General features: G+C 60.8%; 15 protein-coding genes and 2 tRNA genes. 1 reads left to right on the top strand and 16 read right to left on the bottom strand.

Annotation, left to right across the window (positions count from 1 at the left end; all coding sequences use genetic code 11):
• Positions 1-113: 113 nt before the first annotated feature.
• Positions 114-530: a VOC family protein gene (locus tag QSV36_RS08780; protein ID WP_170032732.1), complete on the bottom strand. Its 417-nt coding sequence runs from the start codon at positions 528-530 to the stop codon at positions 114-116.
• A gap of 60 nt (positions 531-590) precedes the next feature.
• Between QSV36_RS08780 and QSV36_RS08775 the strand changes: the two genes are divergently transcribed.
• Positions 591-893, top strand: coding sequence for a heme-binding protein (locus QSV36_RS08775; protein WP_289131215.1), 303 nt, complete (start codon positions 591-593; stop codon positions 891-893).
• A gap of 76 nt (positions 894-969) precedes the next feature.
• Here the strand turns inward: QSV36_RS08775 and QSV36_RS08770 are convergent, their stop codons facing one another.
• From QSV36_RS08770 to ftsH, 15 genes are all read right to left on the bottom strand, one after another.
• Positions 970-1,320, bottom strand: coding sequence for a BON domain-containing protein (locus QSV36_RS08770; RefSeq protein WP_289131214.1), 351 nt, complete (start codon positions 1,318-1,320; stop codon positions 970-972).
• A gap of 262 nt (positions 1,321-1,582) precedes the next feature.
• A complete protein-coding gene (gene pnp, locus QSV36_RS08765; protein WP_225779311.1) occupies positions 1,583-3,688 on the bottom strand; it encodes a polyribonucleotide nucleotidyltransferase in 2,106 nt (701 codons plus the stop codon).
• A 250-nt stretch (positions 3,689-3,938) separates the two neighbouring features.
• Positions 3,939-4,208, bottom strand: coding sequence for a 30S ribosomal protein S15 (gene rpsO / locus QSV36_RS08760; protein WP_003249971.1), 270 nt, complete (start codon positions 4,206-4,208; stop codon positions 3,939-3,941).
• A gap of 147 nt (positions 4,209-4,355) precedes the next feature.
• A complete protein-coding gene (gene truB / locus QSV36_RS08755) occupies positions 4,356-5,273 on the bottom strand; it encodes a tRNA pseudouridine(55) synthase TruB (RefSeq protein WP_170032740.1) in 918 nt (305 codons plus the stop codon).
• Positions 5,274-5,276: 3 nt separating this feature from the next.
• On the bottom strand, positions 5,277-5,675 hold the full coding sequence (gene rbfA / locus QSV36_RS08750; protein ID WP_289131213.1) for a 30S ribosome-binding factor RbfA: 399 nt from the start codon (positions 5,673-5,675) through the stop codon (positions 5,277-5,279).
• A gap of 116 nt (positions 5,676-5,791) precedes the next feature.
• On the bottom strand, positions 5,792-8,332 hold the full coding sequence (infB, locus tag QSV36_RS08745; RefSeq protein ID WP_170032744.1) for a translation initiation factor IF-2: 2,541 nt from the start codon (positions 8,330-8,332) through the stop codon (positions 5,792-5,794).
• A 27-nt stretch (positions 8,333-8,359) separates the two neighbouring features.
• Positions 8,360-9,841: a transcription termination factor NusA gene (nusA, locus tag QSV36_RS08740; protein WP_170032746.1), complete on the bottom strand. Its 1,482-nt coding sequence runs from the start codon at positions 9,839-9,841 to the stop codon at positions 8,360-8,362.
• 59 nt (positions 9,842-9,900) lie between these two features.
• Entirely contained in the window at positions 9,901-10,359 is a 459-nt protein-coding gene (gene rimP / locus QSV36_RS08735) for a ribosome maturation factor RimP (RefSeq protein WP_003249960.1), read from the bottom strand.
• Positions 10,360-10,489: 130 nt separating this feature from the next.
• Positions 10,490-10,566 (bottom strand) — tRNA-Met (locus QSV36_RS08730).
• A 100-nt stretch (positions 10,567-10,666) separates the two neighbouring features.
• Positions 10,667-10,752, bottom strand: a tRNA-Leu gene (locus tag QSV36_RS08725).
• Between the two features lie 21 nt (positions 10,753-10,773).
• A complete protein-coding gene (secG, locus tag QSV36_RS08720; protein ID WP_170032748.1) occupies positions 10,774-11,172 on the bottom strand; it encodes a preprotein translocase subunit SecG in 399 nt (132 codons plus the stop codon).
• A 4-nt stretch (positions 11,173-11,176) separates the two neighbouring features.
• A complete protein-coding gene (gene tpiA, locus QSV36_RS08715) occupies positions 11,177-11,932 on the bottom strand; it encodes a triose-phosphate isomerase (RefSeq protein WP_289131212.1) in 756 nt (251 codons plus the stop codon).
• Between the two features lie 65 nt (positions 11,933-11,997).
• Positions 11,998-13,338, bottom strand: a complete 1,341-nt coding sequence (gene glmM, locus QSV36_RS08710; protein WP_225779316.1) for a phosphoglucosamine mutase — start codon at positions 13,336-13,338, stop codon at positions 11,998-12,000.
• Between the two features lie 16 nt (positions 13,339-13,354).
• Positions 13,355-14,206 carry a dihydropteroate synthase gene (gene folP / locus QSV36_RS08705; RefSeq protein ID WP_289131211.1) on the bottom strand — a complete coding sequence of 284 codons (852 nt, stop codon included), beginning with the start codon at positions 14,204-14,206 and terminating at the stop codon, positions 13,355-13,357.
• A gap of 8 nt (positions 14,207-14,214) precedes the next feature.
• Positions 14,215-16,119: an ATP-dependent zinc metalloprotease FtsH gene (gene ftsH, locus QSV36_RS08700; RefSeq protein ID WP_289131210.1), complete on the bottom strand. Its 1,905-nt coding sequence runs from the start codon at positions 16,117-16,119 to the stop codon at positions 14,215-14,217.
• Positions 16,120-16,218: the final 99 nt, after the last annotated feature.

Here is a 16,218-nt window from a genome sequence, read left to right as displayed (position 1 = left end):
CGTCGCGAAAGGGCCGCGAAGCGGCCCCAGCCATTGCATCAGTGCCAGGGACCGGGGGCCGCTTCGCGGCCCTTTCGCGACGCAAGGCCGCTCCTACAATGGCCACGTATAAGCTATTGGACCAGCCGTTGCCCCGACACCGCCGGGTGATACAGCGGCTGCACCTTGTTCCCAGCCGGGTCCAACAGGTGGAAGCTGCGCGCGCCGTCACCGTGGTTGAACGGCTTGTCGAGCAAGGTTACGCCACGCGCCTTGAAGTACTGGTACCAAGCCTCGAGCTCCTCCACGCTGTCGACGATGAACCCATAATGGTCAAGGGTCTGCAAGCCATTTGCCGCCCCTGCCCCGCGCCCCAGCGACAGGTTGTCGTTACCACAGGTCAGATACACCAGGTCCTCGTTGGCTCGATTCAGCACTTCCATGCCCAGCACATCGACGTAGAAGCGCTCACACTCCTCCAGGTTGGGCACAAGCAAGGCAATATGACGCAGGCCGTTCAGGCGGCCAGGGCGGGCGGGCAATTCGGACATTGGCGATGCTCCATTTTTGTATACAATTCATGTATGAATTTAAAACAAAAGGAGAGCCTTGTGTATAGCCTGTTCATCAAGACCCGAGTGAAGCCCGGCTGCGCCGAAGATTTTCTGACTGCGATAAAGGTCAACGCCGCCGCTTCCGTCGCCAGCGAACCTGGATGTCTGGTGTTCGATGTGTCGCAAGATCGCGTCGATCCGGACGTGATATACCTGTACGAGATCTACCGCGATGATGCGGCGTATGAAGCGCATACCCAAACCGCGCACTTTCGCGATAGCCGTCCATTGGTCGAGCCACTGATAGTCGAGCAGGAATGCTTTGAAAGTGATGTGGTGGCGCGTAATCCGGTGTACTAGCGCGCAATGAAAAGCCCCGGCAAGAAGCCGGGGCCTGGGCATAGGTGGCCAAATCCGTTTGGCCGACGGGACATACTTACTCGGCTTTCAGACCGTCAGCCATGACGCTCTTGACGCCTTTGATGTTCTTGGTAATGCGAATGGCTTCTTCTTTCTGGGACTGAGTTACTGCCACGTCAGACGACAGCGAGACAACGCCATGGCTGGTCTCGACTTTGATGTCGCTGCCTGGAATACCTTTTTCAGTCAGCAAGTCCGCTTTCACCTTGGTGGTGATCCAGGTGTCGGAACCTTCCTGCTTGGCGTTGTCCACGGTATTGGCGGCCAACATGACTGGAGCCTGGGTTGGCTCTGCAGCGAATGCGCCGTTAGCCATGGTCAGGGTCAGAGCGGTAGCAGTAGCGGCAGCAATGGCGAACTTCTTCATGTGAGTCACTCCTGTTTGTCGAAAGGTCTGCGCCGTACGTCCTGGCGTCAGGTATGAAGATAGTTGCACGCGCTGTGCCAGCTTTGCCGTTTCGCTTGTTTCCTTTTAAATCAGTAAGTTAGGAACATTCCGTCGCAACCGGCGTCGTGCATTCTGCAATATGCACGATAAACCTGTATGCAAGATGCAAGTCCACAAAAGGTTCCTTGCAAGCATAAAAAAAGGCCCCTCGCGGGGCCTTCTTTCTACTGCAAAGCAATCATCAAACGCCCGAAGCCTTGGCCGCGGCAACGTCCTTGATCGACAGCTTGATACGGCCGCGGTTATCCACGTCCAGTACCAGTACTTCGACTTCCTGGCCTTCCTTGAGCACGTCGGTGACTTTCTCGACGCGAGCATCGCTCAGCATGGAGATGTGCACCAGGCCGTCCTTGCCAGGCAGGATGTTGACGAAGGCGCCGAAGTCGACGATGCGCTCGACCTTGCCGACGTAGATCTTGCCGATCTCGGCCTCGGCGGTGATGCCCAGGATGCGCTGCTTGGCCGCATCTGCCGCTTCCTTGGTTTCGCCGAAGATCTTGATCGAGCCGTCGTCTTCGATATCGATCGAAGCCTTGGTCTCTTCGCAGATGGCGCGGATGGTGGCGCCGCCCTTGCCGATGACGTCACGGATCTTGTCGGTGTCGATCTTCATCGCGATCATGGTCGGGGCGTTGGCCGACAGCTCGCTGCGCGACTGGGCGATGATCTGGTTCATCTGGCCGAGGATGTTCAGGCGCGCTTCCAGGGCCTGGCCCAGGGCGATTTCCATGATCTCTTCGGTGATGCCGTTGATCTTGATGTCCATCTGCAGCGCGGTGACGCCCTTAGCGGTACCGGCTACCTTGAAGTCCATGTCGCCCAGGTGGTCTTCGTCACCCAGGATGTCGGTCAGGACGGCGAACTTGTCACCTTCCTTGACCAAGCCCATGGCGATACCGGCAACCGGCGCCTTCATCGGCACGCCAGCGTCCATCAGGGCCAGGGAAGCACCACACACCGAAGCCATGGAGCTGGAACCGTTGGATTCGGTGATTTCCGAAACCACGCGGATGGTGTACGGGAACTCGCTGTCGCTCGGCAGCATGGCCTGCACGCCACGACGGGCCAGGCGGCCGTGGCCGATTTCACGACGGCCAGCGCCGCCCATGCGGCCGCACTCACCTACCGAGAACGGTGGGAAGTTGTAGTGCAGCATGAAGGCGTCTTTCTTCTCGCCTTCCAGAGTGTCCAGCAGCTGGGCGTCACGGGCAGTACCCAGGGTCGCGACGACCAGGGCCTGGGTCTCGCCACGGGTGAACAGTGCCGAACCGTGGGTTTTCGGCAGAACGCCGACTTCGATGTTCAGCGGGCGCACGGTGCGAGTGTCACGGCCGTCGATACGCGGCTTGCCGTTGACGATGTTCTCGCGCACGGTGCGGTATTCCAGCTCGCCGAAGATCTCTTTGATGGCAGCGGCGGACGGGCCGGTCTCTTCGTTGCTCAGACGGGCAACGGCCTCGTCACGCAGCTGGCCCAGGCGGTTGTAGCGGTCGGCTTTCTGGGTAATGGTGTAGGCCTGCGAAACAGCCTCGCCGAACTCGGCACGCACCAGGTTCATCAGCTCGGTGTTGGCCGGGGCTGGCTGCCAGTCCCAGGTTGGCTTGCCGGCTTCGGCAGCCAGCTCCTTGACGGCCTGGATCACGGCCTGGAATTCGTCGTGGGCGAACAGCACGGCGCCCAGCATCTGGTCTTCGGTCAGCTCCTTGGCTTCCGATTCAACCATCAATACAGCCGATTCGGTACCGGCAACGACCATGTCCAGGCTCGAGGCAGCCAGTTGCTCGTAGGTCGGGTTCAGCAGGTAGCCGGTGCTTTCGTGGAAGGCAACGCGGGCGGCGCCGATCGGGCCTTCGAACGGAATGCCGGAAATAGCCAGGGCAGCCGAGGTACCGATCATCGCGGCGATGTCCGGGTCGGTCTTCTTGCTGGTGGAAACCACGGTGCAGACGACCTGCACTTCGTTCATGAAGCCTTCAGGGAACAGCGGGCGGATCGGACGGTCGATCAGGCGCGAGGTCAGCGTCTCTTTCTCGGAAGGACGGCCTTCACGCTTGAAGAAGCCACCCGGGATCTTGCCGGCGGCGTAGGTCTTTTCCTGGTAGTGGACCGACAGCGGGAAGAAGCCCTTGCCTGGATCGGCCTGTTTGGCACCGACCACGGTCACCAGCACGGTGACGTCGTTGTCGACGGTAACCAGCACGGCGCCGGTTGCCTGACGGGCAATACGGCCCGTTTCGAGAGTAACGGTCGATTGACCGAACTGGAATTTCTTGATTACCGGGTTCACGGTTTCCTACCTTTTTTCAGTGGCTCTGGGGGAACTGGTTTCTTGCGAATTCTTGGGCAGAACGGGGAATCGGCCCCATTGACCGTCCAGATACAACACGAGGCTGGGAGCCTGGCACCAAACGGAAGATCCGCTCAGCATTGCCAGACTGCCAACCTCGGAGATACACGTGGCGTGTCCAACGGCAGCACTGCAAAACAGCCCTGCCGAAGCCTGCGACACGCCATGCACACCACTGGCCAGGCCGCTATTAGCGACGCAGACCCAGGCGACCGATCAGGGCGCTGTAACGAGTGGTGTCTTTGCCCTTCAGGTAATCCAGCAGCTTACGACGCTGGTTGACCATACGGATCAGACCACGACGGGAGTGGTGGTCTTTGTCGTTGGCCTTGAAGTGGCCTTGCAGCTTGTTGATGTTGGCGGTCAGCAGAGCAACCTGCACTTCCGGGCTACCGGTATCGCCGGCGGCTTGCTGGTATTCGGCAACGATCTGAGCTTTTTCTTCAACGCTGAGGGCCATGTGGCTTCTCCTGATAACGGATCCCGCACGCGGGGTCCAATAGGCCAGGGACAAATCCCTGTATTAATAAAAAAGGTGTGACCGTGCCTACTGACAGCCACCCTTGTTGCCGTGGGGTTTGGCGATTGCCTGGCCCTACGGTTTCGGTCATTCCGACCGAATCAGCCGACGCGGCGCAATGCGCCCGTCTTCGCTCACTTCACCGATACCGATGAAGCGCGCATTGTGATCCTGTACCCGGACCATGCCAAATTGCGGTGCGTCCGGCGCGCGTACCGCCTGGCCATGCAGCCAGTAGAACGCACTGTGCTCGGACAGGCACACCAGTGGCCAGTCCTGCAGGCCGCTGTCCGAAGGCATCAGGAAGCGGTCGAGCGCTTCGTTACCACCTTCGGCGTGGGCCTGTTCGAGTTCCTCGAGGGTGACCGTCTGTGCCAGCACGAAGGGCCCGGCCTGGGTCCTGCGCAGTTCGGCGACATAGGCGCCGCAGCCAAGGGCTTCGCCGATATCCTCCACCAGCGTGCGGATATAGGTGCCTTTGCTGCATCCTACGCTCAACCGTGCACGGGTGCCTTCGCACTCGAGCAACTCCAAGCGGCCAATAGTAACAGAACGCGCCTCGCGCTCCACTACCTCTCCTGCACGTGCCAGCTTGTACAGCGGCTGGCCGTCACGCTTGAGCGCCGAGTACATCGGCGGTATCTGGCTGATCTGGCCACGAAAACGCGGCAGCAGTGCCTCGATGTCGGCACGACCAACGGTCACTTCGCGGGTCTGCAGCACTTCACCTTCGGCATCGCCGGTGTTGGTCGTCTGCCCCATCTGCATGACCGTTTCGTAGCCCTTGTCCGAATCGAGCAAGTACTGCGAAAACTTGGTCGCTTCACCAAAGCACAGCGGCAGCACGCCGGTGGCCAGCGGGTCGAGGCTGCCGGTGTGGCCGGCCTTTTCCGCATTGAGCAGCCAGCGCACCTTTTGCAGGGCCGCGTTGGAAGTGAAGCCCAGCGGCTTGTCGAGCAGGATGATGCCGCTGACGTTGCGGCGGATACGTTTGACCTGGGCCACCGCTTACTCCTCGGCGTCCGGCTGGTCGGCATCCTTGTGCTGACGGTCTTCGGCGACCGCGCGCTCGATCAGTGCCGACAGGTGGGCACCACGACTGACGCTTTCGTCGAAGTGGAAATGCAGTTGCGGCACACTGCGCAGTTGCATTACCCGGCCCAGGTGCAGGCGCAGGAAGCTTGCGGCGCTGGTCAGGGCCTTGAGGGTCTGCGGTACGGCGTCGCTGCCGTCAGCGCCCATCACGGTGATGAACACCTTGGCGTGACCAAGGTCGCGGCTGACGTCGACGGCCGTGATGGTCACCAGGCCGACGCGCGGGTCTTTGACTTCACGGCGGATCAGCTCCGACAGCTCGCGCTGCATCTGGTCGCCGATGCGTTGGGTACGGCTATATTCTTTTGCCATTCTTGCTACCTGTAACTTAAAGCGGCAAACGCCCGGTCAGGCTGAAGCCTGACCGGGCGCTACCTTCAGAGGTGCTGCCAGCCGCCCTGGGGCGGGGCCTGCACCACGCTCGCCCCTTACAGGGTACGAGCCACCTGGACTTTCTCGAAGACTTCGATCTTGTCGCCGACCTTGACGTCGTTGTAGCTCTTCACGCCAATACCGCACTCCATGCCCGAACGGACTTCGGAGGCGTCGTCCTTGAAGCGACGCAGCGATTCCAGCTCGCCTTCGAAGATCACAACGTCTTCGCGCAGTACGCGGATCGGACGGTTGCGGTACACGGTACCCTCGATGACCATACAGCCAGCGATGGCGCCGAACTTCGGCGAACGGAACACGTCACGCACTTCGGCGACACCCAGGATGTTCTCGCGAACATCGCTGCCGAGCATGCCGGTCAGGGCCTTCTTGACGTCTTCGATGATGTCGTAGATCACGTTGTAGTAACGCATATCCAGACCTTCCTGCTCGACGATCTTGCGCGCACCGGCATCGGCACGCACGTTGAAGCCGAACAGTACTGCATTCGAAGCCAGCGCCAGGTTGGCGTCGCTTTCGGTGATACCACCGACGCCGCCACCGATCACGCGCACCTGAACTTCGTCGTTGCCCAGGCCCGACAGCGAACCCTGCAGTGCTTCCAGGGAACCACGCACGTCGGTCTTGAGGACGATGTTGAGGGTCTTCTTCTCTTCCTGACCCATGGTCTCGAAGATGTTTTCCAGCTTGCCGGCATGAGCACGGGCCAGCTTGACCTCGCGGTACTTGCCTTGACGGAACAGGGCCACTTCACGGGCCTTCTTCTCGTCGGCCACGACGGACAGCTCGTCACCGGCTTCCGGGGTACCATCCAGGCCGAGAATCTCGACCGGGATCGACGGGCCGGCTTCCTTCACAGGCTTGCCGTTCTCGTCGAGCATGGCACGCACGCGGCCATAGTTGGAGCCGCACAGGACCATGTCGCCCTGACGCAGGGTACCGTCCTGAACCAGGATGGTGGCCACCGGACCACGGCCCTTGTCCAGGCGCGATTCGACGACCACGCCACGACCTGGAGCGGTCGGGGTAGCGGTGAGTTCGAGGATCTCGGCCTGCAGCAGGACGGCTTCGAGCAGCTCGTCGACGCCGGTACCCATCTTCGCCGAAACCTTGACGAACGGAGTGTCACCACCCCAGTCCTCGGAGGTCACGCCTTCGACCGCCAGCTCGTTGCGGATGCGGTCGATGTCGGCACCCGGCTTGTCGATCTTGTTCACCGCGACCACCAGCGGAACGCCAGCTGCCTTGGCATGCTGAACGGCTTCGCGAGTCTGCGGCATCACGCCGTCGTCCGCTGCCACCACCAGGATGACAATGTCGGTGGCCTTGGCACCACGGGCACGCATTGCGGTGAACGCAGCGTGGCCCGGGGTGTCGAGGAAGGTGACCATGCCGCGGTCGGTTTCCACGTGGTAGGCACCGATGTGCTGGGTAATACCACCGGCTTCGCCTGCGGCAACCTTGGCACGACGGATGTAGTCGAGCAGCGAGGTCTTACCGTGGTCAACGTGACCCATGACGGTAACGACCGGTGCACGCGATTCGACTTCACCTTCGAATTTCAGCGATTCGGCCAGGGAGTCTTCCAGGGCGGTATCGCTGACCAGGGTCACCTTGTGGCCCAGTTCTTCGGCGACCAGCTGAGCGGTTTCCTGGTCGAGCACCTGGTTGATGGTGACCGGGGTACCCAGCTTGAACATGAACTTGACCACTTCAGCGGCCTTGACCGACATCTGCTGGGCCAGTTCCGAGACGGTGATGGTCTCGCCGATGGTCACGTCACGAATGACCGGACCGGTCGGGTTCTGGAAGCCGTGCTGGTTGCGTTTCTTCAGCTTGCTCTTGCCACCACGGCCACGGCGTACGCCATCGCTCTCTTCATCGGTGGTGCGCGGCGCGGCACGAGGGGTCGGAGCCTTTTCCTTCTCCTTGACCTTGACCTTGATCGACACGCGCGGGGCCTCGCCACGACGCTCGCCACCGCGACGGTCTTCGTCACGGGTGCGGCCTTCGTTGCGACGGGCTTCGTCCTTCTTGCGCTCGGCAGCACGGGCTGCGGCGTCTTCGGAGGCCGGGGCGTCGGCGACTACCGGGGCCGGGGCAGCGGCAGGTGCCGGCTCTGGCTTGGCAGCAGGCGCAGGTGCGGCGGCAGCGGTTTCGGCAGCCTGACGGCGAGCCTGCTCTTCGTTGCGCTGGCGAACTTCGGCCTCGACCTTCTCGCGAGCGGCGTTTTCGGCCGCGCGACGCTCTTCCAGCTCACGCTTCTGCTCAGCCTGGATTTCTTCCGGGCTGCGCTGCACGAATACTTTCTTCTTGCGTACTTCTACGCTGATGCTCTTGCTACCGGCGACACGCAGGGTGCTGGTGGTTTTGCGCTGCAAGGTAATCTTGCGCGGCTCTTCCGCCTTGCTCTTGTGGCTGCTCTTCAAATGAGTCAGCAGGGTCTGCTTCTCATTGTCGGTCACTACCTGACCGGCGTCGGTGTGCGGCAGACCTGCCTCACGCATCTGCTGCAGCAGGCGCTCTACCGGTGCCTCGACCTCTTGGGCCAGTTCTTTCACCGTGACTTGCGTCATGCACTTCTCTCCTCAGGCCGCGCCTAATTACTCGAACCAGTGGGCTCGGGCGGCCATGATCAACTTGCCGGCACGCTCTTCGTCGATGCCGTCGATGTCGAGCAGATCGTCAATCGACTGCTCGGCCAGGTCTTCGCGGTTAACCACGCCGCGCACCGCCAGTTCCGCCGCCAGGTCCTTGTCCATGCCCTCGAGGGAGAGCAGGTCTTCGGCTGGGTGGGCATCTGCCAGTTTTTCTTCGGTAGCGATGGCCTTGGTCAACAAACGGTCCTTGGCTCGAGCGCGGAGCTCATTGACGATCTCTTCGTCAAAGCCATCGATGTTGAGCATTTCTTCCAACGGTACGTAGGCAATTTCTTCGAGGCTGGTGAAGCCTTCGTCGACCAGCACTTGGGCCAGCTCCTCGTCGACTTCCAGTTCATCGATGAAATTGCGCAGGATGTCACCGGTTTCGGCCTGCTGCTTGGCCTGGATGTCCTTCTCGGTCATCACGTTCAGGGTCCAGCCGGTCAGTTGGCTGGCCAGGCGAACGTTCTGACCGCCACGGCCAATGGCCTGGGCCAGGTTGTCCTCGGCGACGGCGATGTCCATGGCATGGGCATCTTCATCAACGATGATCGCCGCGACTTCAGCCGGCGACATGGCGTTGATGACGAACTGCGCCGGGTTATCGTCCCACAGGACGATATCCACACGCTCACCACCCAACTCCCCGGATACGGCCTGGACGCGCGAACCACGCATGCCGATACAGGCACCTTGCGGGTCGATGCGCTTGTCCTTGGAGCGGACGGCGATCTTGGCTCGCGAACCCGGATCACGGGAAGCAGCCATGACTTCGATGAGGCCCTCGGCGATTTCCGGCACTTCAATGCGGAAAAGCTCGATCAGCATCTGTGGCGCGGTGCGCGACAGGATCAGCTGTGGGCCACGGTTTTCGGTGCGAATTTCCTTCAGCAGCGCACGCAGGCGCACGCCAACACGGAAGGTTTCGCGCGGAATGATGTCTTCGCGGGCCAGCAGGGCCTCGGCGTTGTTGCCCAGGTCAACGATGACGTTGTCGCGGGTAACCTTCTTGACGGTGCCGGAAATGATCTCGCCAACGCGTTCGCGGTAGGCATCGACCACCTGGGCACGCTCGGCCTCACGGACCTTCTGCACAATGACCTGCTTGGCGGTCTGGGCGGCGATACGGCCGAACTCGATCGACTCGATCTTCTCTTCGATCACGTCACCGACCTTGGCTTCAGGGTGGGTGTCCTTGATCTTGTCCAGCCAGGTCTCGATCGCCGGATCATCAAGATCGGCTTCGTCGACCACGGTCCAGCGACGGAAGGTCTCGTAGCTACCGGTGTGGCGGTTGATTTCCACACGCAGGTCGACTTCGTCTTCAAAACGTTTTTTGGTTGCAGTGGCCAGGGCCACTTCCAGCGCTTCGAAAATGACGCCGGGCGGTACACCTTTTTCGTTGGATACCGATTCAACAACCAGCAGTACTTCTTTGCTCATCGTACGCCTCGCCTTGCGCAAGCCATTGGGCCCGGATAGTCCGCCGGGCCCGGCACGTCTCAGTCAAAACTGGGAATAATATTGGCCTTGTCGATCGAGTCGATCGGCAACAGGAATTCTTGATTGTCCACCTGGACCACCACGTCCTGCTCCTCCACACCGCGGAGAAGGCCCTGGAAGTTACGACGACCCTCGAAGGGTGAGCGCAGCTTGATCTTCACTTGTTCGCCGGCATGCGAGGCAAACTGTTCCAGAGTGAACAGTGGGCGATCCATGCCTGGAGAAGACACCTCGAGGGTGTACTCACTGCTGATCGGATCTTCTACGTCGAGGATTGCGCTGGCCTGACGGCTGACCGCTTCGCAGTCGTCCACCAGGATGCCGCCTTCCTTGTCGATGTAGATGCGCAGTACCGAATGCTTACCCTGGGAAACGTATTCGATCCCCCAGCACTGATAGCCCAGACCCTCGACAACCGGGGCCAACAAGGCCTGCAACTGTTCTAGCTTGCTCGACACCTGAACCCCCTCGTGCATGCTGTGCAAATAAAAAATGGGCAAAGCGCCCATCCCTGAAAGCGCCGTTGGACAACGACGCCGAAAACTGTTCGGTTAGCAAAAAGCCCCTGAAAAGGGGCTCCGCTGAAGCTGGTTGCGGGGGCTGGATTTGAACCAACGACCTTCGGGTTATGAGCCCGACGAGCTACCAAGCTGCTCCACCCCGCGACAAAGCTGGGGAAAAAGTATAAGACCGAACCCTCTCGAGGGTCAAATCCGAACCTTCACCTGCAAGAAAGCCCGCTAAAGCGGGCTCTCAAGCTTTAATTGGTACCGAGAAGGGGACTCGAACCCCTACACCCTATGGGCACAACCACCTCAAGGTTGCGTGTCTACCAATTCCACCACCTCGGCAATACTACTACTTGAAACCCGTTACTTCTGCTCTTGTGCCGGAGGAGGTACATCACCAGTGTTAGTGGTGGTTTCGCTCTTCTGCTGCTGGAGCACCGGTACATCATCATTAACTGCCGGTTTCTGCGGCTCTTTCACTTCTAGCACTGCTGGATCTGGAAGACCTGCTTGGCTAAGCTGGTGAGCTTGTTGCTTCGCGAAGTATCCTAACCCAAGTGCTGTCAAAAAGAAAGTGGCAGCGAGTACAGCAGTTAATTTACTCAGGAACGTTGCAGAACCCTGGCTCCCGAACACGGTATTTGAAGCACCCGCGCCGAAAGATGCACCTGCTTCCGCACCCTTACCCTGTTGCAACAGAACCAGCACTACAAGCGACAGCGCTGCCAACAGATGAAAAACAACGATGACTGTTTCCAGCATTTGTTCAGTTTCCTGCGGCGCGACAAATTGCACCGAATTCGTCCGCGTTCAGGGAAGCCCCACCAATGAGCCCCCCATCGATATCCGGCATGCCGAACAGTTCGGCCGCATTGGCCGCCTTCACGCTGCCGCCGTAGAGCAGCTGCACCTTCGCAGCTACTTCAGCATCTTCTGCCGCCAGCTGGCCGCGGATGGCGGCGTGCACATCCTGAGCCTGCTGTGGCGTGGCCGTAAGGCCGGTGCCGATGGCCCATACAGGCTCATAGGCAATTACTGCATTGGCAAAAGCTTTAACACCGAAGGCTTCGATGATACTGCTTAGTTGACGCCCGACAACTTCGAGCGTTTTGCCGGCCTCGCGCTCTTCAAGGGTTTCCCCGATGCAAAGCACTGGCTTCAAACCTTTGGCCTGAGCGGCTGCAAACTTGCGATTGAGCACTTCGTCGGTCTCACCAATAATCTGGCGGCGCTCCGAATGACCAATCAGAACCAACTTGCAACCTGCTTCAACCAGCTGTTCCGGAGCAACTTCCCCGGTCAGCGCACCCTGTTCGGGCTGTATTGCAGAATTCTGTGCGCCGACGATGATTCCCTTATCTGCCAAACCATCGATCACTTGATTGATGAACAAGGCCGGTGGAAACACCGCGACTTCCACTCCGCTCGGCAAGGCCAGATTTCTCAAGCCTTCGGTCAGCTCAGCGACGCTAGCGCGGGTACCGTGCATCTTCCAGTTACCAGCTACCATGGGGCGACGCATGCTTTACCTCGTCGGTCAAAGTGGGCGCAGATAGTACCCAACCCTACCTGCGCTGGCAAGCGCCTTCAGACACAAACTTCGCCGACCAGTTTGGCCAATGCTTCGGCATGGGCACGCACCTGGCTTTCGTCCTCACCCTCGACCATGACCCGCACCAGAGGCTCGGTACCGGATTTGCGCAGCAGCACGCGACCACGGCCAGCCAACGCCTCGGTCACCTTGGCACTGGCTTCCTTGACCGACGGGTGCTGCAGCGGGTCGACCTTGCTGGCACCATAACGCACGTTGATCAGCACTTGTGGGCACTTGCGCAGGGCCTGACGGGCCTGGGCCAAAGTTTCGCCACGGCGTTTGAGCGCCATCAACACCTGCAGCGCGGCAATGATTGCGTCACCAGTAGTAGTGTGGTTGCAGCAAACGACGTGACCCGAGTTTTCACCCCCGACCAGCCACTCACGCTCCAGCAGCTCGGCCATGACGTAACGGTCGCCGACCTTGGCCCGCACGAACGGAATTTCCAGGTCCTTCAGCGCAAGCTCCAGGCCCAGGTTGCTCATCAGCGTACCCACCACACCGCCCTGCAGCTTGCCACGGTCCTGCAAGTCGCGGGCAATGATGAACAGCAGCTCGTCACCATCGACGATAGCGCCGGTATGGTCGACCATCAGCACCCGGTCGCCGTCACCGTCGAAAGCGATGCCCAGGTCGGCATGCCCTACCAGCACGGCGGCCTGCAGCGATTCGATGTGGGTCGAACCGCAGTTTTCATTGATGTTCAGGCCGTCCGGCTGCGCATGCAGCACGGTCACCTCGGCGCCCAGCTCGCGGAACACGCTTGGCGCAACCTTGTAGGTGGCACCATGGGCGCAATCGACCACCAGCTTGAGTCCATCGAAGCTGGTGCTGCTGGGCACGCTGCTCTTACAGAACTCGATGTAGCGGCCTGCAGCATCGTTGATGCGCGACACCTTGCCCAGTTTGCTCGACTCGACCACGGTCATCGGCTGGTCGAGCAGCTCTTCGATCATCAGCTCGACTTCGTCCGGCAGCTTGGTCCCCTGGCCCGAGAAGAACTTGATGCCGTTGTCATCGTGCGGGTTGTGCGAGGCACTGATGACGATACCGGCTTCGGCGTGGAAGGTACGCGTCAGGTAGGCAATGGCCGGCGTCGGCATCGGCCCGAGCAGCATCACGTCGGCACCCGCCGCAGACAGGCCGGCCTCGAGTGCGGACTCGAACATGTAGCCGGAGATCCGCGTGTCCTTGCCCACCAGCACCCGGCAGTGGCCCTGCTTGCGGAACGCCATGCCGGCTGCCCAGCCGAGCTTCAGCATGAAGTCGGGCGTGATCGGGTATTCGCCGACGCGGCCACGAATGCCGTCGGTACCAAAGTATTTTCTGCTCATAGGGACTCCAATGTTCTTATTCGGCGTTTTGCACCGCAGCGATCATGCGCACCACATCAACGGTTTCGGCCACGTCGTGGACACGCAGGATGCTCGCCCCCTTGGTCATGGCCAACGCCGCCAGCGCCAGGCTGCCGTACAACCGCTCGCCGACCGGACGTTCCAGCGTCTGGCCGATCATGCTCTTTCGTGACACACCCACAAGTAGCGGGCGCCCCAGGCGATAGAGCGCTTCCATATGCTTGAACAGGCTGAGGTTGTGCGCCAGCGTCTTGGCGAAACCAAAGCCCGGGTCAAGGATGATTCTGTTTGCATCGATACCCGCCGCAGCGCAGGCGACCATCCGCTGTTCAAGGTACCGCGTGACGTCGGCGGTCACATCTTCGTACTGCGGGTCGTCCTGCATGTTCCCCGGCTCGCCACGCATGTGCATGAGACACACCGGCAGCCCGGTGTCCGCAGCGGCATCCAGCGCGCCATCGCGCTCCAGGGCCCGCACGTCATTGATCAGCCCGGCACCGAGACGCGCGGCTTCACGCATGACCGCCGGTGTGGAGGTATCGACCGAAATAACCACGTCAAGGCGGCTGTTGATGGCCTCGACCATGGGGGCCACTCGCTCCAGCTCCTCGGTCACCGACACCGCGCGCGCGCCTGGCCGCGTGGACTCACCGCCGATGTCGACCAGCGTGGCGCCGGCCGCCACCATTGCTTCGGCATGACGCAACGCTTCGTCGCGCTGATTGAAGCGCCCGCCATCAGAGAAGGAATCGGGAGTGACATTGAGGATACCCATGACATGGGTACGCGACAAATCAAGAACCCGGTTGCCGCAAGGCAACCGGGTCGGGTACTGCATTGAGCTCATAGGTGCCCTTAGTGTTGAGCCGCGGGGCCGCCGATCGGCGATTCTGGGCGATCACCCTGGGCAGCAGGCTTGCCCGAAGCGGAGTCGTCATCCCAGTCGCGCGGTTCGCGAGGGGTACGGCCGGCCATGATGTCGTCAATCTGCTCGGCGTCGATGGTCTCGTATTTCATCAGGGCTTCGGCCATGGCATCGAGCTTGTCACGATTTTCAGTAAGCAGCTGCTTGGCCGTGGCATAGCACTGGTCGATGATGCTGCGCACTTCCGAGTCGATCAACTTGGCGGTTTCGCCGGAAACGCTGGCATGCTGGCTGGCGGCACTGCGGCCCAGGAACACCTCGCCTTCTTCCTCGGCGTACATCAGCGGGCCGAGTTTTTCCGACAGGCCCCACTTGGTCACCATGTTGCGGGCGATCTGGCTGGCACGCATGATGTCGTTGGATGCGCCGGTGGTGACACCGTCGAAGCCCAGGGTCATTTCCTCGGCGATACGGCCGCCGTACAACGAGCAGATCTGGCTGATCAGTGCACGCTTGGACAGGCTGTAGCGGTCTTCTTCCGGCAGGAACATGGTCACGCCCAAGGCACGGCCACGTGGAATGATCGAAACCTTGTAGACCGGATCGTGTTCAGGCACCAGGCGGCCGACGATGGCATGGCCCGCTTCGTGATAGGCGGTGTTCTGCTTCTCTTTCTCGGACATGACCATGGTCTTGCGCTCAGCGCCCATCATGATCTTGTCCTTGGCCAGCTCGAACTCTTTCATTTCGACCAGGCGCTTGTTGGCACGCGCGGCAAACAGCGAGGCCTCGTTGACCAGGTTGGCCAGGTCGGCGCCGGAGAAGCCAGGGGTACCACGGGCAATGACCGCCGGGTTGACGTTCTCGCCGACCGGCACCTTGCGCATGTGCACCTTGAGGATCTGCTCGCGGCCGCGGATGTCCGGCAGGCCGACCACCACCTGGCGGTCGAAACGGCCCGGGCGCAGCAGCGCCGGGTCGAGCACGTCCGGACGGTTGGTAGCGGCAATGACGATGATGCCATCGTTCATTTCAAAGCCGTCCATCTCCACCAGCAGCTGGTTGAGGGTTTGCTCACGCTCGTCGTGACCACCGCCCATGCCGGCGCCACGGTGGCGACCAACGGCGTCGATCTCGTCGATGAAGATGATGCAGGGGGCGTGCTTCTTGGCCTGCTCGAACATGTCGCGCACACGGCTGGCACCGACACCCACGAACATTTCCACGAAGTCCGAACCGGAAATAGTGAAGAACGGTACCTTCGCCTCGCCGGCGATGGCCTTGGCCAGCAGGGTCTTACCGGTACCGGGTGGGCCGACCATCAGCACACCGCGGGGGATACGGCCACCCAGGCGCTGGAACTTGCCCGGATCTCGCAGGAACTCGACCAGCTCGCCAACCTCTTCCTTGGCCTCGTCACACCCTGCAACGTCGGCCAACGTGGTCTTGACCTGGTCCTCGGACAGCAGGCGCGCCTTGCTCTTGCCGAAACTCATCGGCCCGCCCTTGCCGCCCGCACCGCCTTGCATCTGGCGCATGAAGAACATGAACACGGCGATGATCACCAGGATCGGGAAGCTGGCCACCAGCAGCTGGGTCCAGATGCTCTGCTGCTCGGGCTGCTTGCCTTCGATGATGACGTGGTTGTCCACCAGGTCACCGATCAGGCCGTTGTCGGTAATGGCCGGGCGCACGGTCTTGAAGTTGTCGCCATCGGCGCGCTTGCCGGTAATGATGTAGCCGTCGACGGTCACGCGCTCGACCTTGCCATCCTTGACCTGCTGGATGAAGTCGGAATAGTTGAGGGTCTGCGGCTCGTTAGGGCTGGAGAAGTTGTTCATCACCGTCACCAGGACAGCTGCGATGATCAACCACAGGATCAGATTCTTTGCCATGTCGTTCAATTCGCTACCCTCTGAGGTCGGCGCACGACGCAGCCGTTCCTCGCATGATATTCATCGCCCTAACTTACTACATTACCTACGCAGACGCAG

Origin of the sequence: Pseudomonas sp. BCRC 81390 (assembly GCF_030341915.1) — a bacterium.
In the GTDB taxonomy this organism is placed as follows: domain Bacteria; phylum Pseudomonadota; class Gammaproteobacteria; order Pseudomonadales; family Pseudomonadaceae; genus Aquipseudomonas.
The sequence above is the reverse complement of the archived record's forward strand: the minus strand, read 5'-3'. Positions and strand labels throughout refer to the sequence as shown.